This is a genomic window from Clostridium sp. ZS2-4, from assembly GCF_026719745.1.
Taxonomy (GTDB): domain Bacteria; phylum Bacillota; class Clostridia; order Clostridiales; family Clostridiaceae; genus Clostridium_H.
The window spans coordinates 1-24,129 of sequence record NZ_JAPPRQ010000013.1 but is presented as its reverse complement, the minus strand read 5'-3'; the positions used below and the strand labels follow the sequence as shown (position 1 = coordinate 24,129).

18 protein-coding genes and 1 pseudogene are annotated in these 24,129 nt (G+C 32.0%); 18 read left to right on the top strand and 1 reads right to left on the bottom strand.

Annotated elements, in window-relative coordinates; translation table 11 throughout:
• Positions 1–10 precede the first annotated feature (10 nt).
• The 17 genes from ade (at position 11) to OIO11_RS02530 (ending at position 21,957) form a co-directional block, all read left to right on the top strand.
• On the top strand, positions 11–1,720 hold the full coding sequence (ade, locus tag OIO11_RS02610; RefSeq protein ID WP_268069790.1) for an adenine deaminase: 1,710 nt from the start codon (positions 11–13) through the stop codon (positions 1,718–1,720).
• A 309-nt stretch (positions 1,721–2,029) separates the two neighbouring features.
• On the top strand, positions 2,030–3,787 hold the full coding sequence (locus tag OIO11_RS02605; protein WP_268069789.1) for a sigma-54-dependent Fis family transcriptional regulator: 1,758 nt from the start codon (positions 2,030–2,032) through the stop codon (positions 3,785–3,787).
• Positions 3,788–4,009: 222 nt separating this feature from the next.
• Positions 4,010–5,302: an amidohydrolase family protein gene (locus OIO11_RS02600; RefSeq protein WP_268069788.1), complete on the top strand. Its 1,293-nt coding sequence runs from the start codon at positions 4,010–4,012 to the stop codon at positions 5,300–5,302.
• 20 nt (positions 5,303–5,322) lie between these two features.
• The gene (locus OIO11_RS02595; RefSeq protein WP_268069787.1) at positions 5,323–6,405 is read left to right on the top strand and encodes a 4Fe-4S binding protein; all 1,083 of its coding nucleotides are present in this window, start codon (positions 5,323–5,325) and stop codon (positions 6,403–6,405) included.
• Positions 6,406–6,430: 25 nt separating this feature from the next.
• Positions 6,431–7,216 (top strand): FAD binding domain-containing protein, encoded by a 786-nt coding sequence (locus OIO11_RS02590; protein WP_268069786.1) that lies wholly within the window; start codon positions 6,431–6,433, stop codon positions 7,214–7,216.
• Entirely contained in the window at positions 7,216–7,665 is a 450-nt protein-coding gene (locus OIO11_RS02585; RefSeq protein ID WP_268069785.1) for a (2Fe-2S)-binding protein, read from the top strand. The genes OIO11_RS02590 and OIO11_RS02585 overlap by 1 nt, the downstream gene beginning before the upstream one ends.
• Complete coding sequence (locus OIO11_RS02580) at positions 7,662–9,974, top strand: xanthine dehydrogenase family protein molybdopterin-binding subunit (RefSeq protein ID WP_268069784.1); 2,313 nt, start codon at positions 7,662–7,664, stop codon at positions 9,972–9,974. Before OIO11_RS02585 ends, OIO11_RS02580 begins: the two co-directional genes overlap by 4 nt.
• 88 nt (positions 9,975–10,062) lie before the next feature.
• Positions 10,063–10,650, top strand: a complete 588-nt coding sequence (locus OIO11_RS02575; protein ID WP_268069783.1) for a nucleotidyltransferase family protein — start codon at positions 10,063–10,065, stop codon at positions 10,648–10,650.
• A 5-nt stretch (positions 10,651–10,655) separates the two neighbouring features.
• On the top strand, positions 10,656–12,800 hold the full coding sequence (locus tag OIO11_RS02570; protein ID WP_268069782.1) for a xanthine dehydrogenase family protein molybdopterin-binding subunit: 2,145 nt from the start codon (positions 10,656–10,658) through the stop codon (positions 12,798–12,800).
• Positions 12,790–13,266: a (2Fe-2S)-binding protein gene (locus tag OIO11_RS02565; protein ID WP_268069781.1), complete on the top strand. Its 477-nt coding sequence runs from the start codon at positions 12,790–12,792 to the stop codon at positions 13,264–13,266. The genes OIO11_RS02570 and OIO11_RS02565 overlap by 11 nt, the downstream gene beginning before the upstream one ends.
• Positions 13,260–14,099: an FAD binding domain-containing protein gene (locus OIO11_RS02560; protein WP_268069780.1), complete on the top strand. Its 840-nt coding sequence runs from the start codon at positions 13,260–13,262 to the stop codon at positions 14,097–14,099. The genes OIO11_RS02565 and OIO11_RS02560 overlap by 7 nt, the downstream gene beginning before the upstream one ends.
• 239 nt (positions 14,100–14,338) lie before the next feature.
• Positions 14,339–15,160, top strand: a complete 822-nt coding sequence (locus OIO11_RS02555; protein ID WP_268069779.1) for an XdhC family protein — start codon at positions 14,339–14,341, stop codon at positions 15,158–15,160.
• Positions 15,161–15,435: 275 nt separating this feature from the next.
• The gene (dpaL, locus tag OIO11_RS02550; protein WP_268069778.1) at positions 15,436–16,647 is read left to right on the top strand and encodes a diaminopropionate ammonia-lyase; all 1,212 of its coding nucleotides are present in this window, start codon (positions 15,436–15,438) and stop codon (positions 16,645–16,647) included.
• A gap of 25 nt (positions 16,648–16,672) precedes the next feature.
• The gene (hydA, locus tag OIO11_RS02545) at positions 16,673–18,064 is read left to right on the top strand and encodes a dihydropyrimidinase (protein ID WP_268069777.1); all 1,392 of its coding nucleotides are present in this window, start codon (positions 16,673–16,675) and stop codon (positions 18,062–18,064) included.
• A gap of 27 nt (positions 18,065–18,091) precedes the next feature.
• Positions 18,092–19,321, top strand: coding sequence for a YgeY family selenium metabolism-linked hydrolase (locus tag OIO11_RS02540; protein ID WP_268069776.1), 1,230 nt, complete (start codon positions 18,092–18,094; stop codon positions 19,319–19,321).
• Positions 19,322–19,369: 48 nt separating this feature from the next.
• A complete protein-coding gene (locus tag OIO11_RS02535; RefSeq protein ID WP_268069775.1) occupies positions 19,370–20,353 on the top strand; it encodes an ornithine carbamoyltransferase in 984 nt (327 codons plus the stop codon).
• 125 nt (positions 20,354–20,478) lie between these two features.
• Positions 20,479–21,957: a sodium:solute symporter family protein gene (locus OIO11_RS02530; protein ID WP_268069774.1), complete on the top strand. Its 1,479-nt coding sequence runs from the start codon at positions 20,479–20,481 to the stop codon at positions 21,955–21,957.
• A 132-nt stretch (positions 21,958–22,089) separates the two neighbouring features.
• On the opposite strand, the gene OIO11_RS02525 is transcribed toward OIO11_RS02530, so the two are convergent.
• Positions 22,090–23,457 carry an 8-oxoguanine deaminase gene (locus tag OIO11_RS02525; protein ID WP_268069794.1) on the bottom strand — a complete coding sequence of 456 codons (1,368 nt, stop codon included), beginning with the start codon at positions 23,455–23,457 and terminating at the stop codon, positions 22,090–22,092.
• Positions 23,458–23,816: 359 nt separating this feature from the next.
• On the opposite strand from OIO11_RS02525, the pseudogene OIO11_RS02520 reads away from it, so the two are divergent.
• Positions 23,817–24,129, top strand: a pseudogene (locus tag OIO11_RS02520) (ornithine carbamoyltransferase); the annotation flags it as partial.

Genomic DNA, 24,129 nt, shown 5'->3' with positions numbered 1-24,129 from the left:
AGAGAGGATAATGGAAAATATGATGGAGGAATTAAAGAATAATATTAATACTGCACTGGGAAATAAAAAAGCAGATATTGTATTAAAAAACGCTTTAATTGTAAATGTGTTTAATCAAACTATAGAAAAAGATGATATAGCTATAAATGGAGATACAATTATTGGAGTAGGTAATTACAGCGGTGAAAAAGAAATAGATTGTACAGGTTGTTTTATATCTCCAGGCTTTATAGATTCACATGTACATGTAGAATCTTCAAAGGTAACTCCGGAAATATTCTCTCATATTTTGATAAGAAAAGGAGTAACTACTTGTATTGCTGATCCTCATGAAATAGCTAATGTCTTAGGGCAAAATGGAATCAAATTTATGCTTGATAATAGCAAAAAAAGTGTTATTGATATGTTCTTTATGCTGCCTTCTTGTGTACCGGCATTAGATATTGAGGACAATGGAGCAGTTTTAAATTCAGAGGATTTAGGTGAATTCATTGATGATAATAGAATATTAGGACTTGGAGAAGTAATGGATGTACCAGCTGTTGTTCATGGACAAAGGGATATGTTAAGTAAATTAATTCTATTTAGGAATAAAATAATAGATGGACATTGTCCTCAAATAAATAATCCATGGTTAAATGCATATATGAATTGTGGCATAATTACAGACCATGAATGTACAACAAATGATCAAGCCCTTGAAAAGATTAAAAAAGGTATGTATGTGATGCTGCGGCAGGGATCAGCGGCTAGAAATCTAAGAGATTTGTTACCAGCAGTGAACAGTGAGAATTTTCATAGATTCTTATTCTGTACAGATGATAAGGATATCGTTGATTTAGTTGAAAAGGGATCTATAGATGATTGTATAAGAATTGCAGTTAAAGAGGGATTAGATGTTGTAAAGGCAATAACTATAGCAACTTTAAATCCAGCAGAATGTTATGGACTTAAGGGAAGAGGAGCAATTGCACCAGGCTATAAAGCAGATTTGGTTATTTTAGAAGACCTAAATAATGTTAAGATTAAAGATGTGATAAGAAATGGAAAAGTTTACAATGAAAAGCTTGATAATAAATTTAATACAGCTATTAAACCATCAATGAATATAGAGTGTATTAAGGAAGATGTTTTAAAAATTAAAGCTAAATCAAATAAATTAAATGTAATAAAAATTATTCCGGATTCTATTGAAACGCAAAGAGTAATAAAGGAAGCTACTGTAAAAAATGGTTATGTGGATCAAGTGTGTTCTCCTGATGTACTTAAAGTTGCTGTTTTTGAAAGACATAAGAAAACAGGTAAATATTCTATTGGTTTCATAGAGGGGCTAGGAATAAAGGATTGTGCCATAGCTCAAACTATAGCTCATGATTCTCACAATATTATTGCAGTAGGCAGCAATGACAAGGATATAGAAGTTGCGGTTAATAGTATTATAACTATAGGTGGAGGGGTAGCTGTAGCTTCAGGTGGTAAGCTTATAGAACAATTAAGCTTGCCGATAGGAGGTCTTATGACTTTTAAAGAAACTAATTATGTAATAGATAAAATTAAAAGATTAAATCATATATGTAAACAATATGGTATGAGAGAAGATATGGATATATTTTTAACTTTAGGATTTATGGCTCTGCCTGTTATACCAGAAATAAGAATTACAGCAAGAGGATTATTTGAATTTAATGAAAATAAGTTTATTGAGTTGTTTTGTATTTAAAGGTTAGAGAAACTCAAAGTGTAGTATCAACTACATTTTGAGTTTTATTTTTACTATATAACAAATATGATGTATAATATACATATAGTATTAAAATTGTAATATATTTACTGACATTTTCTGTGCAATTTTTTCAATATTCGGCATTATACGATAGAGAATTTGAATTTGATTTATTAAAATTTTACCAAAGCATTAGTTACTGTTGGTTGATTTTGTAGTTGTCAATGGTTTGAAATTTTAATTTCTAAGGTTTGAAAAGTATGTATATGATGAAAATAAATAAAAATAACAAAGGAGATGAAAAATATGAAGTCTATTTTAGGGGATATTCAATATGCTGTAATGAGATATGCAAAGATTATATCTAAGGTTTTGAAGGTTGAGGTAGAAATTGTGGATAGAAACCTGGTAAGAATTGCAGGAACTGGAGTATATAAGAATGGAATAAATAGAAATATATCTGGAGAAGGATATGTTTACAAGACCGCCATAGAATCAGGAATACCTCAGATTATATATAATCCAGGTGAAGAGGAACTATGTATGCCTTGTCCAAAACGTGGTAAATGTGAAGAAGCCTTTGAAATGTGTACGCCTATTAAATTAGGGGATGAAATAATTGGAGTTATAGGACTTGTTTGTTTTAGTGATGATCAAAAGCAGCATCTTATGAGAGATTTTGATACGTATATGGAGTTTTTACATCAAATATCAGAATTTATTAGTATAACTGCCTATGAAAGAAAGGAAAAAATAAGAGCAAAAACTTTATTAAGCTCCTTTAATCTGGTAATAGACAAAATGGATAGAGGAGTAATTATTTTAAATAAGGCAAATAAAGTTACTCATATAAATAAAAGAGCCATAGATATATTAAATGTTATAGACAATCATTTTATACATCAGATAGATGTTGAAAAGATTGGGGAAAGTATTGTAGGGATGCATGAGTATAAACTAAAGATAGATAATCAAAATTTTTATGTTGTTGGAAATATATATCCTATGAGCTTGAAGGAAGATCAATTTGATAAAATGATTATTTTTCAGGATGATAAGAGATTAAAAGATATAGTTGCTGGTGTCAGCAATCCAAGCAAAAATATTGGTTGTGACGATATATTAGGTGAATGTGACAAAATGATTGTATTGAAAAAGAATTTAAAGAAAATAGCATTATCAAGTTCTACGGTTTTAGTAACTGGAGAAAGTGGTACTGGTAAAGAGATGTTTGCAAGAGCTATACATAATGAAGGAACTAGAAAAAAAGAAGCGTTTATAGCCATTAATTGTGCAGCTATACCAGATGCACTGCTGGAAAGTGAACTGTTTGGGTATGTAAAAGGTGCTTTTACAGGAGCTTCAGCTTCAGGAAAAATGGGGAAATTTGAATTAGCAAATAAGGGAACTATTTTTTTGGATGAAATAGGGGACATGCCATTGTATTTACAAACTAAACTTTTAAGGGTGCTTCAAGAGAGAAGAATAATTAAAATAGGTTCTAATAAGCCTATTGATATAGATGTTAGAGTAATTGCAGCTACAAATAAAAATTTAGTAAAGCTCATAGAAGAAAATAAATTCAGAGAAGATCTATATTATAGACTTAATGTTATTCCTTTTAGCATTCCGCCTTTAAGAGAAAGAATACAAGATATAAAAATATTGGTTGAATATTTTGTAGATAAATATACTAAGCTTCTTAATAAGAAATTCTCCTCAATCCTTATAGATGAGCAGGTATGGGAAATTTTTTATAATTATTCTTGGCCTGGAAATATACGTGAGCTGGAAAATACAATTGAATTTATGATAAATATGCTGGGGACAGATGGAAGATTAACTTTAGATACTGTGCCAAATAGTATTATACATAATGAAAGAAAAATTAAAGACGACGATAAGGAGATATGCACATTAAAAGAATTGGAGAAAAATGAAATCAATAAAGCTTTGGAGGTTTATGGGAATTCAACTCAAGGGAAGAAAGCAGCAGCTAAAAAATTGGGTATTGGTATAGCTACACTGTATAGGAAGATAGAGGAATATGATTTATCAAAATGATAAAAAATATAATAACCAATTTAATAAAAGCTATTTATAAAAGGATATAAAACATAGTTATCAATATGATAATTTTTATCACAATGATAAGCAGTAATAGCATTTTAAATGTTAAAAAATGTCTAAAATGAAGGAATGAAGAATTTGGCACAAATAATGCTAGATATATTTTTACTTACAGAAAGGAGGACAAGGGAGATTATATAAAATGAGGTGAAAAAAATGAAAGCATTAACTAATGCCTGTATATTTGATTTTCAGAATTTTAAGGAAAACAGCTATGTATTATTTGATTCAGAGATCAAAGAGGTTGGTAGTATGGATGACTTTCCAGGAGCAGATGAGATATACGATTGCAGTGGAACAATTGTAATGCCTGGACTAATAAATTGTCATACACATATTTATTCTACTTTTGCAAGAGGAATGAATGTTCCATTTGACCCCAAAGACTTTCAGGATATATTAGATCAACTTTGGTGGAAATTAGATGGACAACTTGATAAAAAGGCTGTTTATTATAGTGGATTGGTATATGGATGCGAATGTATAAAAAATGGAGTTACTTCTATAATAGATCATCATGCAAGTGGATTGGATATAAAAGGAACATTAAATGAGCTAAAGAAAAGTATTTGCGATGATTTAGGAATGAGAGGAATATTTTGTTTTGAAACTAGTGATAGATTTAATATAAAAGAATGCATAGAGGAAAATCTTGATTTTGCTAAAAATAAAAGTGAACAATTTGCAGGACTATTTGGAATGCATGCCTCTATGAGCTTAAGTGATGATACTTTAAAAGAGATATCTTCTGTTATTGGAGATACCCCTATTCATATTCATGTAGCAGAAAGTAAGGATGATGTTAAAGACTGCTGTGAAAAATATGATACAAGTATAGTGAAAAGATTAAATGATTTCGGATTATTAAATGATAGATCTATTTTAGCTCATTGTGTTCATATAAGCCAGGAAGACGTAGAAATTATAGGACAAAAAGGGTGTAGAATAGCTATGAATCCAACTTCAAATATGAATAATGCAGTTGGACTTGCTGATTATGAAATATTAAGAAATTTTAAAATTCCTTGTATGGTAGGAAATGATGGATTAGGTGTTAATATAACTCGAGATTATCTTAATATAGTTTTTTCAATGAAAAACAGGTTAAATGGTCCAACAAAATTTAACTTAGATGATTTAACTAAAATGATAAACAATGGATATGAGTATATAAATAATATGTTAAATATCAATATAGGCAGAATTAAAAAAGGCTATAAAGCAGATATGATAACGATACCATATAATCCACCGACACCATTGAATAAGGATAATATATTAGGACATGTATTTTTCGGGATTTTTGATAATTTTCAGCCAAGAGATACTTGGTGTTCTGGAAAATGCATGATGAAAGACTCTAAATTAAATGTAGATGTAGAGTCAGTTTACTCTGAAGCAAGAGAAGAATCAGACAAGGTATGGAAAAGAATTAATGCAATTAAATAAATGTGTAAGGGGTGTATATAATGAATTTAAGTACTAAAATTGCTGGGATTGAATTAAAAAATCCACTATTACCTGCATCAGGTCCTTTAGTAGGGGATTATGAAAAAATGATGACACTTGCTGGGTTTGGATTAGGCGGTATGGTGACTAAAACTATTTCAATTGCAGGAGCAGAAGTACCAAGACCTTGTATTATAGCTAATAAGGACAGCATTATGAATGCAGAACTTTGGTCAGAGTATTCTTTAGAATACTGGCTAGAAAAAATCTTACCTGATTTAAAGAAAGATTTAAATATACCTCTTATAATCAGTGTTGGTTACACAAAAGATGATATGGAAAAATTAATTCCAGTTTTAGATCCATATGCAGATGCTTTTGAAGTATCTACTCATTATGTTGGAAAAGATTTAAGCTTAATAGGCGAAACTGTTAAAACTATAAGAAAGAATACTGAAAAACCTGTATTTATGAAAGTAAGTCCACACATGCCTGATCATGTTGCTTTTGCCAAAGTAGTGAGAGAAAATGGGGCAAGTGGTGTAGCAGCAGTTAACTCTCTAGGACCTAGCATGAAAATTGATATTGCTAACCGTAAAGTATTAGTTGGAAATGATAAAGGGGAAGTTTGGACATCAGGTCCTGCTATTAAACCAGTGGCATTGGCAATAGTAAATAAAATAAAAAGTGCAATGCCTGATTTTACAGTAATAGGTGTTGGTGGTGTAGCTTCAGCAGATGATGTAGTTGAGTTCTTATTAGCAGGTGCAGATGCTGTACAAATGCTTTCAGCAGCAATGCTTCAAGGAAAAGATTTATATGAAAAAATAGTAAATGACTTGCCTAAAGCACTTGAAAAATATAATTTCTCAAGTGTAGAAGAAGTTAGAAATACTAAGCTTGAAAAAGGAAATATTAAATTTGAGCCAGATCACCCTGTAATAAGTGAAGACAAATGTGTAAAATGCGGTCTTTGTGCAAAAGTTTGCCCATACTTTGCTATAAAAATGGAAGAAAAAGTTAATGTAAATACTGAAAAATGCTTTGGATGTGGGTTATGTGAATCAAAATGTCCTACAAAAGCTATAAGTGGTGTTTTATAAAGAATATTAGAGGGGAGTGATTTGTTTGAAAATAAGAGAATATTTAAAGCCTACTACTCTAGAAGAGGCATATAATGTTTTGAAAGATAAAAATGCTACTGTAATAGGTGGTGGAGCGTATCTAAGATTAGGTGCTAAAGAAGTAGATGCAATGTTAGATTTAAGCAATTTAGGATTAGATTTGATAGAGGATAAAGAAGATAGAATAGAAATAGGGGCAATGGTAACTTTAAGACAAGTAGAACAAAGCGAAGTTTTGCAGAAAAATTTTAGCGGTGCAGTTTCAAAAGCTGTAGGAGCTATTATGGGGGTGCAAACTAGAAATATAGCTACAATAGGTGGAAGTGTTGCTGGAAGATATGCTTTTTCAGATGTTATAACTCCATTGTTAGCGCTTGATACATATGTAGAATTGCATAATGGTGGAAAAACTTCTTTGAAAGACTTCTTGGAAATTAAAGGCAAAATAAATGATATACTGGTTAAAATTGTAATAATGAAGGATGAGAGGAAATCTTCTTTCCAAAGTGTAAGAAATACAAGTACGGATTTTGCTATATTAAATGCTGCAGCATCTAATATAGGTGGAGATTTTAAAATATCTGTAGGAGCAAGACCAGGGGTTGCTCAATTAGCACAAAAGGCTATGGAATTCTTGAAATCTTCAGAATTGAATGAAGAAACTGCTATAAAGGCTGGAGAAATTGCTGCTGAAGAGTTGAAATTTGGAAGTAATATTAGAGGATCATTAGAATATAGAACTGAATTATGCAAGACATTAGTAAAGAGAGCTATTATGGAGGTGATATAATGAAAATCAATTTAAAAATTAATGGTCTAGATAGAAAAATTGAAATTGAACCCGGTGAAATGCTGGCAGATGTTTTAAATAGAAATGGATATACAGTAAGAAGAGGCTGTGATACAGGTTCTTGTGGACTTTGTACAATATTATTAGATGAAAAACCGATATCATCTTGTTCTTATCTAGCAATTAAAGCAGATGGACATGCAATAACTACTATAGATGGGGTACAACATGAAGCCGAAGAAATAGGTAAGTTTTTAGTAGCTGAGGGTGTAGAACAATGTGGATATTGTAGTCCTGGTTTTGTACTAACAGTATTAGGAATGAAAAAAGAACTTAAAAATCCTTCAGAAGAAGAAATGAAGCATTATTTAGTAGGAAATTTGTGTAGATGTTCAGGATATGTAGGACATTTACGTGCTTTAAAAAAATATTTGGGGGTGTCTGAATGAAACAGATTATAAAATCTATCCCAAAGGTAGATGGATTAGGATTAATTAAAGGTAAACCAGCATATACAAGGGATTTAATTCCTCAAAATGCTCTTGTAGTTAAAGTATTAAGAAGTCCGCACCCTTTTGCAAGGATAAAAAATATAAACACAGAAAAAGCTGAAAGCTTACCAGGTGTTGAATGTGTTTTGACATATAAAAATGTTCCAAGAAATATAGTTACTAGAGCAGGACAAGGTTATCCAGAACCATCTCCACATGATAAGTTCATATTAGATGAGTATGTGAGATATGTAGGAGATGAAGTGGCTGCAGTAGCTGCTGTAGATGAGAATTTAGCAGAAGAAGCTTTAAAATTAATAGAGGTAGAATATGAAGTATTAGAACCAGTTTTAGATTTTGAAAAGGCAGTAGATAATCCTTCTGTAATACATCCAGAACCCGAAGCACATGAAATGTTCCCAATTGGTTTTGATAAAAAACGTAATATTGCAGCAGAATATCATATGGGATTTGGTGACATTGAAGAAACATTGAGCAAGTGTGACGTTGTTCTTAAGGATACTTTCTATACGCAAGCACAGGCCCATATGGCACTAGAAACTCATTCATCTTTTGCATATGTTGACTTTTATGGAAGACTTACAATCGTAAGTTCTACTCAAGTTCCATATCATATTAGACGTATAGTAGCACATGCATTAGATCTTAAGATTGAAGATGTTCGTGTAATTAAACCAAGAGTTGGCGGCGGATATGGTGGAAAGCAGCAAATACATGGAGAATTTTTAGTATCTTTAGTTGCTCTTAGAACTGGAAAACCAGCAAGACTTATCTTTACAAGAAAAGAAGTATTTGAATCAAGTTTCAGTAGACATGCTATGAAATTCAATATGACTGTTGGTGCTGATAAAGAAGGAAATCTTAAAGCTGTAAATATGGAATTGTTATCTGATACAGGTGCTTTTGGTGAACATGCATTAACTGTATTTATGCTTGCAGCTGCAAAGACACTTCCTTTATATAATAAAATAGAAGCAGTAAAATTTGGTGGAAAAGTTGTTTATACAAACCATACTCCAGCGGGTGCATATAGAGGATATGGAGCACTTCAAGGAAACTTTGCTGTTGAATCAATGTTGGATCAAATAGCTCATAAAATTAATATGGATCCTATGGAACTTAGAAAGAAAAATATGATTAAAGAAGGAGAATCATCTCCAATATTTAAGATTATGGGTGAAGGTACTGAAGGTATTGATATGACAATTGAAAGCTGTAAGCTTGATTATTGTGTTAAGAGAGGAGCAGAGTTGTCTAAATGGAAGGAAAAATTCCCAAGACAACAGGTAAGTAAGAATAAAGTAAGAGGTATAGGTTGTGCATTAGCAATGCAAGGCTCAGGTATAGCTTATATTGATATGGCATCAGCAGTATTAAAGTTAAATGATGGTGGCTTCTTTAACTTAACAATAGGTGCAACTGATCTTGGTACTGGTAGTGATACTATACTTGCTCAAATTGCAGCTGAAGCTTTAGGAATATCAAGTGATAAAATTAAAGTTTATTCATCAGACACTGATTTAACTCCATTTGATTGTGGAGCTTATGCATCAAAAACAACATATGTTTCAGGTAATGCAGTCTTAAGAACTGCTCAAAAAATGAAAGAACGCATAAGAGAAGAAGGAGCTAGAAAATTTAATGTTCCAATAGAACAAGTTGAATTTGATGGAGAATATGTTAAGACAGTAGACGGAAAAGAAAGTATCTCATTAGTAGATTTTTCATCAGAACTTTATTACAATTCAGAACAAAAACAATTATTAGTAAGTGATTCTTTCGTTCCAAAGGTTGCACCACCTCCATATATGATAGGAATTGCAGAGGTTGAAGTTGATCTTGAAACAGGTAAGTATGAGTTGCTCGATTATACAGGAGTGGTAGATTGTGGAACAACTATAAACCCTAATTTGTGCCGTATACAAGTTGAAGGTGGACTAGTACAAGGTATAGGAATGGCTATGTTTGAAGATGTTAGATATTCACAATCAGGTAAAATGTCTACAAATAATCTTATGCAATATAAAGTGCCAACAAGAAAAGATATCAACAAATTGACAGTTGAATTTGCTGATAGTTATGAACCAACAGGTCCATATGGTGCTAAATCAGTTGGTGAAATGGGAATAGATACTCCTTTAGCAGCGATAGCTAATGCCGTTTACAATGCAACAGGAGTAAGAATTACTACATTACCAATAACTCCTGAAAAGGTTTTGATGGGATTAAAAAAATTAAATAAGTAAGTGTAATTTTCTTATAAATATAAAATTGGTAGATTGAATTATAAAATATTTCAAAATTATTAAGAATCAAATAATAGGAGGGTATTGTATGGCAGTAGAAGGAATAATTTTAGCAGCAGGATTATCCTCAAGAGCTAAAACATATAAAATGACTTTAAAAGTTGGAAACAAAACAGTTATCGAAACAGTAATAGATAATATGTTGAGTGTATGTTCAAAAATTACAGTCGTGGGAGGCTATAAAATAGAAAAATTAGAGCCTATTATACAAAAGTATGAAAATGTTGAACTGGTTTTCAATGAAAATTTCATGGAAGGTATGTTTAGTTCTGTGAAAAAAGGATTCTCTTGTGTTAAAGAAGACAGATTCTTTTTTACGCCAGGTGATTACCCTCTTATTGATGATATGGTATATAAACAGTTACTTAATAATAGTGGGGAGATTGTTATTCCTACTTATGAGGGAAGAAAAGGACATCCTATACTAATAAAAAGTTCTTTGATTAAAGAACTTTTAGAAGGGGATAAATATTCAAACTTAAGAGAGTTTATAACAAGTAAAAGCCCTACTTTAGTTCCAGTACATAATGAGGGGATTTTGTTAGATATAGACACTATAAATGATTATAACCATATATTAAATATAATTCCTCAAAAATTAGGGAGGTGTAAATAAAACTTATGAACAATAATATAAGTAAACCAATTAAAAGGTTTGACACAGCTGAAAAAATTGCAGGAACTGCTAAATATGTAGCGGACTTTCAATTTGAGGATATGCTTTATGCAAGAACATTTAGATCAACTGAAGCAAGAGCCAGAATTAAATCAATAGAATATCCAGAATTGCCAGAAGGATATTTCATAGTAGATAAAAATGATGTTCCAGGAGAAAATATAGTACATGTAGTAATTGATGATCAGCCATGTTTTGCTGATGAGGTAGTAAATTATATTGGAGAACCTATACTTTTAGTAGTAGGTCCAAACAAAGAAAAAATATTAGATATAATGTCTCAAATAAAAGTTAAATATGAAAAAATAGATACAATCTTTAACATAGAAGAGGGATTAAATCCTTCAAATCCAATATTCGGAGAAAAGAATTGCTTTGCTGATTATAAATATTCCAAAGGAAGTTTGGAAGAGCTAGAAAGTAAGAGTGAATATATTATTGAAGGAGAATATGAAACTGGTTATCAGGAACATATTTATTTAGAAACTCAAGGTGCTGTAGGTTTATATAAAGATGGTAAGGTTACAGTATATGCTACAATGCAGTGTCCTTATTTTGTAAAAGGTGCTGTTGAAAAATGTCTTGGATTTGAAGAAGATAAAGTACAAATTATTCAAACTGTTACAGGTGGTGGATTTGGGGGAAAAGAAGATTTTCCATCATTACTTGGATGTCATGTAGCTTGTGCTGCTTTAAAAACTAAAAAACCTGTGCAGCTTGTGCTTGATAGAAACGAGGATGTAGCAGTAACTCCTAAGAGACATCCTTCTAAAGTTAAAATGAAGAGTTATATTGATAAAAACCATAAAATTTTAGGTATGGATGTAGATATAAAAATTGACTGCGGACCATATGCTGGATTATCTAATATAGTATTGCAAAGAACTATGTTTGCTGCTGTAGGTGTATATAATATAGAAAATGTATTTGTAAAAGGCAGATCAGTAGCTACTAATAATATTATGTGCGGCGGATATAGAGGATTTGGAGCTCCACAAGCATTCTTTGCTTTAGAAATGCATATGGAACATATAGCAAAACAATTAGGAGTAGACTCTTTAGATTTTAAAATTAAGAATATGGTTAAACAAGGAGATAAATCTTCAACAGGGGGTAAATTTAGAGAAAACATTTTATTACCAGAAATTATAGATAGAGTTATGGAGATGTCTTCTTACAGAGAAAAACAAAAACAATTTGAAGAAGAAAGAAAGAAAGGTAAGCTAAAGGGTATAGGAATGTCAGTATTCTTCCATGGTGGAGGATTTACTGGAAGTGGAGAAAGAGATCATATAAAAGCTAAAGTAAAATTAGTTAAAAATCCAGATGAAACAGTAGAAATATTAATTGCTAATATCGAGATGGGACAAGGAGTTCAAACTTCTTTAAGAAAGATAGTTGCTCATACACTTGATATACCAGTAGAAAGAATCATACATGAAAATCCTGATACTGACAGAGTACCAGATTCAGGCCCTACTGTTGCATCAAGAACAACTTTTGTTGTGGGAAAATTACTATATAATGCAGCTTTACAATTAAAAGAAAGATGGAATGAAAGTGATAGAGTTGAAGTAATGACTCAATATAAACATCCGGAAGGTTTCGAATGGGATGATGAAAACTTCGTAGGAGATGCTTATACCTCATATTCATGGGGAGCAAATGTAGTTGAAGCTGAAGTTGATCCTATAACATATGAAGCAACTATTAACAAGGTTTGGGCTGTTTTTGACATAGGTACTCCAATTGATGAGAGAATAGTCAAAGGACAGATTGATGGTGGTATATTACAAGGTTTAGGATATGCAGGAATAGAGGTTATGACTACTTCAAACGGTTTATTAAATCAAAGAACAAGCACTGACTATACTATACCTACATCAAAGGATGCTCCACCAATTGAAAGTGATTTGGTTTGTGAAACTTCTGGAGATGGACCTTTTGGAGCTAAATGTCTAGGAGAACTTACTTTCATAGGAGCACCTCCAGCATATGCTTTAGCTGTTGAAAATGCTGTAGAAAAAGAACTTAATCAAATACCTATTACACCGGAATACTTAATGGAGGTCATGCAAAATGAAAAATAAAATAAAATTCACACTAAATTTTGAGCAAGTAGAAATTGAAATAAGTCCTGTAAAAAGATTGCTTGATGTTTTAAGAGAAGATTTCCATTTACAAGGAGTAAAAGAAGGCTGCGGAGAAGGCGAATGTGGAGCTTGTGCTGTGCTAATGGATGGAGATATTGTTCATTCTTGTATGATACCAGTAGGTCAAGTAGAAGAAAGAGAAATTATTACAATAGAAGGATTGCAAAAAACTCCAAAATATAAAATATTGAAAGAAAGTTACGAAGATGCTGGAGCAGTTCAATGTGGATTCTGTACTCCAGGTATGATAATTGCAACAGAAGCATTGTTAAGAAAATATCCACAGCCAACAGAAGATCAAATTAAAGAAGGAATTTCAGGAAATCTATGTAGATGTACAGGCTATAACATGATTATAGATGCTATAAAAATTGCATCTCAAAGAGGTGATGGATTATGGTAGCAGGATACAGACCAAATACTCTAAAGGAAGCTTTAGATATAATAAATAAAGAAGAATGCATAGTATTATGCGGTGGAACTGATTTAATGGTTAAAAGAAAAAGAGGGTCAGGAGTAGAACCACGCTTTGAAAAGCCAGTAGTGTTTATCAGCCACTTAAAAGAACTTAAAAATATTACTTTTGAAAATAATGTTTTGACAATAGGAGCTGCATGTACTTGTAGTGAAATAGCAAACAATGATTTAATTCCAGAATATGTTAAGGAATCAGTGCTATGTATGGCTTCTCCAGGAATAAGAAATATGGCTACTATTGGTGGAAATATTTGCAACTCATCTCCAGTAGGAGATACTCTTCCAGCATTATATGCTTTAGAAGCTGTTCTTGTATTAGACAGTGCTAACGGAAAGAGAGAAGTGTCAATAAATGAGTTTATTACTGGACCAGGACAAAATATTATAAGAAAAGATGAAATATTAAAAGAAATTAAAATGATAATAAAAGATTTTAATAAAGTACTTCACAGAAAAGTAGGTACTAGAAAATCAATCGCATTAGCTAAGTTATCATTTATGGGACTTGTTAAAGTAGAAAATGGAAAAATACAAGATATCAGACTTGCTTTTGGAGCAGTAGCACCAACAATAGTAAAAAGCAAAGAGATAGAAAATCAAATTGTTGAAATGGGAACTGGTAACAAGGACAACATAAAAGAAATAAAAGATAAGTATGCAGATTTGATAAAACCTATAGATGACCAAAGATCAAAAGCTAATTATAGAAAGGGAATATGCTTGAATTTATTAGGATATTTTCTGGAAGATATAATGTAAATATTGTAAAAATAGACATAATTTGATATAATTGATTAAATCACAAAAGGCATGAAAATGCCCTCTGTAAAAAGCTTTTTGTGGTTTAATCATTATTTATTTTAAAAAAGAATTTAATATATAAGTTGCAACAAATATAAAACTTTGTCGGAGTTTTTTCATAAATTGAGCATTGAACAATGAGTATTGATAATTGCAATATATATATTATATAAATTTACAAAGAAAGGATGAGTGTTGTGATAGACATATACGAAGAAATTCATAAAATGAAACAAAGTGGACAAGAAGGCGTAGTTGTAACAGTAGTACAGAGAAAAGGACATGGACCAGCAAATGTAGGGAAAAAGCTTTTAGTATATCCTAATGGAGAAAAAAAAGGAACTGTTGGTGGTGGAGAGTTAGAGTATTTAGCTATTGAAAAGGCAAAAGAAGTAATGGAGAACCAGAAACATTGTATGCAAAGCTATGACTTTACTGGGAAAATACCTACTAAAGATGTTATAAGCATTGATATGATTTGTGGAGGGCTTGTTAGTTTATATTTTGAACATATACCTGTCAATTCTAGAATATATATACTAGGTGCTGGTCATGTAGGAAAATGTTTAGCAGATATTTTAGTTAATTCAGACTATAAAACTATAGTAATAGATGATAGAGAAGAGATAGCAGAAGCTATTAATAATAGTCATGAAATCCTAGTTGGAGACTATGCAGAAAAAATAAATAATTTAGATATTCCAGAAGGCAGTTATATTGTTATTACAGGCTATACTCATGAAATAGATTATAAAATTTTAAAGGCAGTATATGAAAAAGAATGCAAACCTAAATATATTGGAATGTTAGCTTCAAAAAATAAAGCAAATATTATGGTTAATAAATTAAAGGAAGAATTAAATAAAGAAATAGATTTAAGTATGCTGCATGCTCCTATTGGATTAGGTATAGGTGGAGATACTCCCGAAGAAATAGCTATATCAATAATTTCTGAAATACAAGCAATAAGATATAACAAAGAAGGTAATAAGCACATGACAGAAAATTGGTGTTTATAACAGGTGCCAGGTACCAGTAATCGGTTAATGGAGTTAGCATTAGCTGTAAGTGATAAGTTACTTAAAGTGTAGTTATCAAAATGATAATAAAAAATATAATCAACTATTTAAAACCAGTTATTAAAAGGATATAGGAAATAGTTATCAGTGTGATAATTTTTATCAAATTGATAACTATTTTTTTATTATATTATATCAGAACAGCTATTTTAAAGGCTTATATAAGTTGGCACAAATAATGCTTAATATATATGTGTCAGGGAAGGAGGATGTTTATGGAACAGAATATTAAATGGATAAAAAATGAAAAAGCTAGACAAGAATATGAAAAGACTTCAGTGGAATGTTTAGATATTAAAGAAATTGAAAAGGTGAAGAAATTTCATGAGAGTTTTGATGTTTATTCAAAAACACCTCTTGTGAAATTAGAAAACTTAGCTAAAAATTTAGGAGTTTCTAAAATCTTTGTTAAGGATGAATCTTATAGATTTGGACTTAATGCATTCAAGGTTTTAGGAGGTTCATATGCTATAGGTAGGTACGTAGCTGATGAGTTGGATATAGATATATCTGAATTAAATTTTGAAAAGCTAAAAAGTGAAGAGACAAGAAAAGAAATAGGACAAATAACTTTTACCACTGCAACAGATGGAAATCACGGTAGAGGCGTTGCATGGGCAGCACAGCAGCTAGGACAAAAAGCTGTGGTATATATGCCAAAAGGGTCATCAGAGATAAGACTTAATAATATAAAAGCAACAGGTGCTGAAGCATATATAACTGATTTAAATTATGATGATGCAGTTAGATTATCTTTAGAAAATGCTAACAAATATGGCTGGAAGATAATACAAGATACTGCATGGGAAGGTTATTATGATGTACCACTATGGATTATGCAGGGATATGCAACTATGATGCTTGAGGCTGCAGAGCAGTTAAAGGAAGCTGGAGTTGAAACACCAACTCACGTATTTGTTCAAGCAGGAGTAGGTTCTCTTGCCGGAGCTGTACAAGGATTTGTTACTGCTTTTTATAAAGATAACAGACCTATTACAGCAGTTGTTGAGCCTGATTTAGCTGATTGTATGTACAGGTCAGCAGTAAATGGAAAAATAACAAATGTTACAGGGGATATGCAAACAATCATGGCAGGTCTTGCATGTGGAGAACCAAATCCTATTGGCTGGAACATTCTAAAGGATTACACTGATGTGTTTGTATCATGTGAAGATTATATTGCAGCAGACGGTATGAGAGTTTTAGGAAACCCTCTTCAAGGAGATGAAAGAGTTATATCAGGAGAATCAGGGGCTGCAACAATGGGATTCTTATATAATGTATTAATTGATGAAAGATATAAGGATATAAAAGAGGCATTAAAGCTTGATGAAAATTCTAAAATACTTCTTATTAGTACAGAAGGAGATACAGATCCCGAAAATTACAGAAAAATAGTATGGGATGGAGATCATCCTCACAAATAAAATTAAAATAAATTAGGTGAGTATAATGACCACATTAATAAAAAATGGAACCATTGTGACAGCTAGTGATACTTATAGAGGAGATATATATATTGAAAATGGAATTATTAAGGAAATTGGACTTCAGTTAAAAAGAGAATGTGATGAAGTAATTGATGCAGAAGGTAAATATGTGATTCCAGGTGGAATTGATGTGCATACTCATCTCAACTTGGATGTAGGAATTGCTGTAGCCAATGATGATTTTTATACTGGAACAGTGGCGGCTGCTTGTGGAGGAACTACCTGCATAGTTGACCATATGGGTTTTGGACCTAAGGGATGTAACTTACAGCACCAAGTAGATGTATATCATGGATATGCTGAGGGGGAGGCTGTAATAGATTACAGTTTTCATGGAGTGGTTCAACATGTAAACGATGATATCTTAAATGAAATGGATGAAATTGTTAATAAGGAAGGTATTCCAAGCTTTAAGATTTATATGACTTATGATTATAAGGTAAGTGATGAAGAGGCTTTAAAGGTTTTATTGAGATTAAAAGAACTTGGTGGAATAACAACAGTTCATCCAGAAAATAATGACACAGTTAACTACTTAAGACGTGATTTTGTATCAAAAGGTTTAACATCTCCAATTTATCACGCTTTAAGTAGACCGCCAGAGTGTGAAGCAGAGGCTATTAGCAGAATTATAAATCTTGCATCAGTTGCAGAGGATGCGCCTTTATATATTGTTCACTTATCTTCAGCTTTAGGACTTCAACAAGTAAAGATAGCACAGGAAAGAGGACAAAGGGTATATGCTGAAACATGCCCTCAATATCTACTTCTTGATGAAGAAAGATATAAAGAGGCTAATAATGAAGGGCTTAAGTACATAATGAGCCCTCCACTTCGCAAAAAGGAAAATCAAAATGAATTATGGAAGGCTCTTAAAGATGGAAATATTAATACTGTAGCAACTGACCACTGTCCATTTGCATTTAATAAAGAAAAGCAAATGGGTAAGGATGATTTTACAAAATGTGCAAATGGAGCACCTGGTATTGAAGAAAGGATACCTCTAATGTTTTCAGAGGGAGTAATGAAAGGCAGAATAAGCATAAACCGTTTTGTAGATGTATGTTGTACAACGCCTGCAAAAACATTTGGATTGTATCCCAAAAAAGGAGTTATTCAGGTAGGGGCAGATGCTGACATAGTATTAATAGATCCAAATAAAGAAGTAACTTTAACAAAGAATATGCTTCATGAAAATGTAGATTATACAGCATATGAAGGATTCAAGTTAAAAGGATATCCTGTTCTTACTATGTGTAGAGGAAAGGTTATTGTTGAAAATAATCGCTTTATAGGAGAAAAAGGATATGGCAGGTTTATTAAGAGACAAAAAAATTTATATGAGAATTTTTGAAAAATGAAAATATAGGGGGAATTTACAATGGCAAAAGAATACAAAGTAGAACAAATTTTAGAATTAGCACAAACATACAAGGCTGATATGAGCAAATTTTTAAGAGATATGATAGCTATTCCAAGTGAAAGCTGTGATGAAGAAAAGGTTGTATTAAGAATAAAAGAAGAAATGGAAAAAGTGGGCTTTGATAAAGTAGAAATAGATCCTATGGGAAATGTTTTAGGATACATTGGTCACGGAAAACACATAATTGCAATGGATGCACACATAGATACAGTAGGTGTTGGTGATGCAAATTTATGGAACTATAATCCATACGAAGGTTATGAAGATGAAGAAATCATTTTAGGAAGAGGAGCTAGTGACCAAGAAGGTGGAATGGCATCTATGGTTTATGCTGGCAAGATTATTAAAGACCTAGGACTTGAAGATGATTATACATTAGTGGTAGTAGGATCAGTTCAAGAAGAAGATTGTGATGGATTATGCTGGCAGTACATCATAAATGAAGATAAATTAAAACCAGAATTTGTTGTTTCAACTGAGCCAACTTCTTGCAACATCTACAGAGGTCAAAGAGGAAGAATGGAAATCAAAGTAACAACTCATGGGGTAAGCTGTCACGGTTCTGCTCCAGAAAGAGGAGATAATGCAATATTTAAAATGGCTCCAATACTAAAAGATTTAGAAGAATTAAATGGTAGACTAATGGATAATGATTTCTTAGGAAAAGGTACTTTAACAGTATCAGAAATATTCTTCTCATCTCCATCAAGATGTGCTGTTGCTGATGGATGTACAATTTCAATAGACAGAAGATTAACTGATGGAGAAAGCTGGGAGTATGCGCTTGAACAAATAAGAAGTCTTACATCTGTACAGGCAGCTAAAGCAGATGTTGAAATGTATACTTATGAAAGACCAGCATATACAGGACTTGTATATCCTACAGAATGTTATTTCCCAACATGGGTTTTAAAAGAAGAACATGCAGCATGCAAAACATTAGTAGATGGTTATAAGCAATTATTTAAAGAAGAGCCATTAGTAGATAAATGGACATTCTCAACTAATGGGGTTTCAATAATGGGTAGATATGGAATTCCAGTTGTAGGTTTTGGACCAGGACATGAAGATCAAGCACATGCTCCAAATGAAAAAACATGGAAGAATGAACTTGTTAAATGTGCAGCAATGTATGCGATTATTCCAAGCTTGTATGTAAATGAATATACAAACAAAGAAGAAAAATAATTAAGTAAAATATTAATTAAAATTAAAAAACTTAAGGGGGAAAAAATAATGCAAACAGTATTTAGAGGAAGACACTTTATAACATTAGAGGACTACTCAAAAGAAGAAATCGAAACTATGTTGGAGGTTTCTGCTGATCTTAAAAAGAAAATGGCTATGGGAGTAGCAACTCCATATTTACCATATCAAACAATGTTCTTAATGTTCTTTGAACAATCAACAAGAACAAGAAACTCAATGGAAGCAGGTATAGCACAATTAGGAGGACATGCAAACTATTTAGATACAAGTACAATGCAAGTATCACACGGAGAAGTAGCTAAAGACACAGCAGTAATTCTTTCAAGATTTGGTCATGGTATAGCATGTAGAAACTGCTTCTGGGAAGTAGGAAACAAGTATATAAGAGAAATGGCAGAACATTCATCAGTACCAATAATGAACCTTCAGTGTGATTTATATCACCCAATGCAAGGTTTAGCAGACTTAATGACAATCAAAGAAAAATTCGGAGATACAAAACGTAAGAAAGTATCAATAATCTGGGCGTATGCAACAACACATAAAAAGCCAATATCAGTGCCATTAACTCAAGCGTTATTATTCCCAAGATTCGGAATGGATGTAACATTAGCATATCCAGAAGGATATGATCTACCAGATTGGGTAATCGAAAAAGCTAAGAAAAATGCATTAGAAAATGGTGGAACATTCACAATAACTCATAATATGGAAGAAGCATACAGAAATGCAGATGTAGTAATACCAAAGAATTGGGGAAGTTGGGTTAATAACCAAAGTGATGCAGTAGTAGATGATTTATTAGAAGCATATAAAGGATGGAAGTGTACAGAAGAAATGATGTCACTTACAAACCAAGGATCAATCTACATGCACGCACTTCCAGCAGACAGAAACAACGAAGTTGAAGATTCAGTAATAGATGGACCTCACTCAGTAGTTTATGACGAAGCAGAAAACAGAATACACACAGCAAAAGCTGTTATGGTTCTTACTATGGGGGGAAAATAAAAATAGTTTCATAAAGTAGAATAAAAAACAAAAACAGATTATGGCTTTTATACCGTCGTAGTCTGTTTTTATATTAGTTATATAATTTTAATTTAAAATATATAATATTTAAAGGAGTTGGGAGAATGATACAAAATTACATTGTTATGGGGATAGTCATTGTTTATCTTGCAATTATGCTATTTATTGGATGGTACGCTTCTAAAAAAATAGACAGCAATGAAGATTTTATGGTAGCTGGCCGTCGATTAGGACCTGTAATGATGGCTGGAACATTGGCTGCAACTGAAATAGGGGGTGGAAGTTCATTAGGAGTTGTTGAAAAAGCATATGGAAACTGGGGAATGAGTGCAGCTTGGTATGTATTAACAATGGTTGTTACATTCGTTGTTTTAGCATTTGTGGCGCCTAAATTACGTAATGCTATGGTTAAGACTGTTCCAGAATTCTTTAGAAGAAGATATGGAAAAGCACCAGGAGCAGTTACGGCAATAATAATGATATTGCCGTTAATTGGATTGACAGCAATACAATTTACAGCTTCAGCAGTTGTATTATCTGTTATGACAGGATTATCATATAGTGTTTCAGTAGTGATTGTAGCCGTTATAGTAACGATTTATTCAGTATTAGGTGGATTGTGGAGTGTTACCTTAACAGATTTTATCCAAATGTTTTTAATAGTTATAGGTATGATATTAGTAGTTCCTTTTGCATTTAAAACTGCTGGTGGATGGTCTAACATTACAAGTGTAATACCTCCTGAAAAGCTTACCTTAACAGGGGGAATAGGAATAAAAACTATAATTTCTCTAATTGTTATGTATACAACATCATTTGCAGTAGGGCAGGAAGCTGTCCAGAGATATTATGCAGCAAGGGACGGAAAAGCGGCAGTTCAAGGTTCACTTATAGCAGGTGGAGTTTATATAATATTTGCATTTATTCCGGCTGTTTTAGGGTTGGCAACATTTTCGATGGTTAAAATGGGAATTATTGATGGAACAGCTATAATGGCAAATGGTGCTAGATATGCTCTTCCAACTTTGGCTATACAGATTATGCCGCCTGTATTGGTAGGATTATTATTTGCAGGATTAATTTCAGCAACAATGTCAAGTGCAGATTCAGATTTGCTTGGAGCTGGTTCAATATTTGCTAACGACATATATAAAGTATATATTAATAAAAATGCTGAAGATAAACAAACTCTTAGAGTTACACAAATTACTATGGTAGTTGTAGGTATATTTGGAATGATAGTTGCATTGACAAATACAAAAAGTATTATTGCTGTCTTAATGTTTTCATTTGCATTAAGAGCAGGCGGTGGATTTATTCCATATATAGTAGGACATTATTGGAAAAAGGCTAGCTGTGCTGGAGCTATGGCTTCTGTTATTGTAGGAAGTGCAGTAGTGCTTTTAGTCCAGTATAAAATTGTACCGTTCTTTGGCTTAGATCCAATTTTCCCTGCACTAATATTCAGTTCATTAGTATTTGTTATATTTAGTAACATATATCCCAATAAACGAAATACAACTGAATTAGCATCTGAGAGCTCAGTACAAGAAAATAACAATATCAATGATATTAATGTTTAATATTAAAATAGAGAGGTTGGCTATAACCAACCTCTCTATTTTTGCTCTTTCTTATGTTTATTTTTACTGAATTTAAATCCTTTAATCTTTTTTTCTTTCTGGTTACTGAAAATTACTTCGTAATTTTCTTATTTAACGGTGTTCTCTTTCATATTTTACAATATCACAAGCTATTTTGTGAGCTTCAGTTCTGATATTGTCGGTATTCATTGAAAGTAAAATACCATCTTTAACAACAACTTTTCCGTTTACTATAGTCATTTTTGTTAAACTGGTGTTTCCACAGGTTACTAAACCTACAAGTGGATCATGACAGCCTGCATAAGCTACATCATTAAGATCAAAAAGAACAATATCGGCAGCTTTACCGCTTTCAAGAATTCCTATATCATCTCTTCCAAGAACTTCAGCACCACCTCTAGTAGCTACTTTTAATACTTCGTAAGCGTTTAGACCTTCTGTTCCGTATTTCAAGTGGTTTAATAAATAAGCTCTTCGAACTTCTTCCCACATATTAGAACCATCATTGGAAGCGCTTCCATCTACAGCAATACTAACTTTTACACCTGCTTTTAGTAATTCGCTAGTAGGGCATATACCACTATTTAATTTCATATTAGAAGAAGGACAATGAGCAACCCCTGATCCCTTTAATACCTCCATTTCTCTTTGATTTAAATGAATAACATGAGCAAACCATACATCAGGTCCAATCCATCCTAGATCTTCCATTAATTCAACTGGTCTTCTTCCATATCTTTCGATGCAGAAATTCTCCTCATCCTTAGTTTCAGCTAGATGAGTATGTAACATAACACCTTTTTTTCTAGCTAAATCTCTTGCTTGTACCATAAGTTCCTTACTTACTGAAAATGGAGAGCAAGGTGCTAAAGCAATTCTCTGCATAGCGAATTTACTATTATCATGATACTTAGTTATTACTCTTTCACAATCTTCTAATATTACATCTGGTTTTTGAACTACACAATCAGGTGGCAATCCGCCATCACTTTTTCCAAGGGACATAGAACCACGAGTGGCATGAAAACGTATTCCTATTTCAGAAGCTGCTTTTAATTGTTCATCTATAAGAGTACTTGGTTTGTTTTCAGGAAATACATAATGATGATCCATAGTGGTTGTACATCCAGTTCTTAGTAGTTCACTGAAACCAACTAGAGCACCATAATATACAGCTTCTGCATCTATATGCTTCCAAAACTCGTATAATCCAACTAGCCATGGGAATAAAGGCTTCTCTTGAACTTCTTGTATACCTCTGAAAAGAGTCTGATAAAGATGGTGATGGGTATTTACAAAACCAGGTAATGCTAAAAGATTTGTACAATCAATAACTTCAACAGTTTCATCTACAGAAATATTTTTTCCTATAGATATAATTTCATTATTATTGATTAAAATGTCTACTTCATTCAGAATTTCATTTTTGTCGTTAAAAGTAACTGCTTGAGAAATATTTTTTAATAATATGGACATTATTATATCACCCCTTAATTATGTTAAGATTAATTCTTATTATATGAAAAATATACAAAAAATTCAACAAATTTAGAAAGTTTACCAAAATGATAAAAATTATCATTTTGGTAAACTTATTCCAAGTATATATATGTATGGTGTTTAAAAATATTTAATTAAATAAAATTATCATTATGATAATTTTATTTAATTAAATATAAAAAAGAAGTAGCCTTTATGTAGAGTAAAATGGCTATTTTACTCCATATTACATAATTGGCATGAATAGTGCTTGTATTTAAAAAGGAAGATATATGTTTTAAAGAGGAAAATATAGCTTTTTACTTAGAGAATATTCAAAACTTAAGGGGGAAAAAATAATGCAAACAGTATTTAGAGGAAGACACTTTATAACATTAGAGGACTATACAAAAGAAGAAGTTGAAACTATGTTGGAGGTTTCTGCTGATCTTAAAAAGAAAATGGCTATGGGAGTAGCAACTCCATATTTACCATATCAAACAATGTTCTTAATGTTCTTTGAACAATCAACAAGAACAAGAAATTCAATGGAAGCAGGTATAGCACAATTAGGAGGACATGCAAACTATTTAGATACAAGTACAATGCAAGTATCACATGGAGAAGTAGCTAAAGATACAGCAGTAATTCTTTCAAGATTTGGTCATGGTA

Excerpts from the sequence above, each read along its gene's own strand:
- ade (WP_268069790.1), top strand. The coding sequence starts at position 11 with ATGGAAAATATGATGGAGGAATTAAAGAATAATATTAATACTGCACTG.
- OIO11_RS02605 (WP_268069789.1), top strand. The coding sequence starts at position 2,030 with ATGAAGTCTATTTTAGGGGATATTCAATATGCTGTAATGAGATATGCA.
- OIO11_RS02600 (WP_268069788.1), top strand. The coding sequence starts at position 4,010 with ATGAAAGCATTAACTAATGCCTGTATATTTGATTTTCAGAATTTTAAG.
- OIO11_RS02595 (WP_268069787.1), top strand. The coding sequence starts at position 5,323 with ATGAATTTAAGTACTAAAATTGCTGGGATTGAATTAAAAAATCCACTA.
- OIO11_RS02585 (WP_268069785.1), top strand. The coding sequence starts at position 7,216 with ATGAAAATCAATTTAAAAATTAATGGTCTAGATAGAAAAATTGAAATT.
- OIO11_RS02580 (WP_268069784.1), top strand. The coding sequence starts at position 7,662 with ATGAAACAGATTATAAAATCTATCCCAAAGGTAGATGGATTAGGATTA.
- OIO11_RS02575 (WP_268069783.1), top strand. The coding sequence starts at position 10,063 with ATGGCAGTAGAAGGAATAATTTTAGCAGCAGGATTATCCTCAAGAGCT.
- OIO11_RS02570 (WP_268069782.1), top strand. The coding sequence starts at position 10,656 with ATGAACAATAATATAAGTAAACCAATTAAAAGGTTTGACACAGCTGAA.
- OIO11_RS02565 (WP_268069781.1), top strand. The coding sequence starts at position 12,790 with ATGAAAAATAAAATAAAATTCACACTAAATTTTGAGCAAGTAGAAATT.
- OIO11_RS02560 (WP_268069780.1), top strand. The coding sequence starts at position 13,260 with ATGGTAGCAGGATACAGACCAAATACTCTAAAGGAAGCTTTAGATATA.
- dpaL (WP_268069778.1), top strand. The coding sequence starts at position 15,436 with ATGGAACAGAATATTAAATGGATAAAAAATGAAAAAGCTAGACAAGAA.
- hydA (WP_268069777.1), top strand. The coding sequence starts at position 16,673 with ATGACCACATTAATAAAAAATGGAACCATTGTGACAGCTAGTGATACT.
- OIO11_RS02540 (WP_268069776.1), top strand. The coding sequence starts at position 18,092 with ATGGCAAAAGAATACAAAGTAGAACAAATTTTAGAATTAGCACAAACA.
- OIO11_RS02535 (WP_268069775.1), top strand. The coding sequence starts at position 19,370 with ATGCAAACAGTATTTAGAGGAAGACACTTTATAACATTAGAGGACTAC.
- OIO11_RS02530 (WP_268069774.1), top strand. The coding sequence starts at position 20,479 with ATGATACAAAATTACATTGTTATGGGGATAGTCATTGTTTATCTTGCA.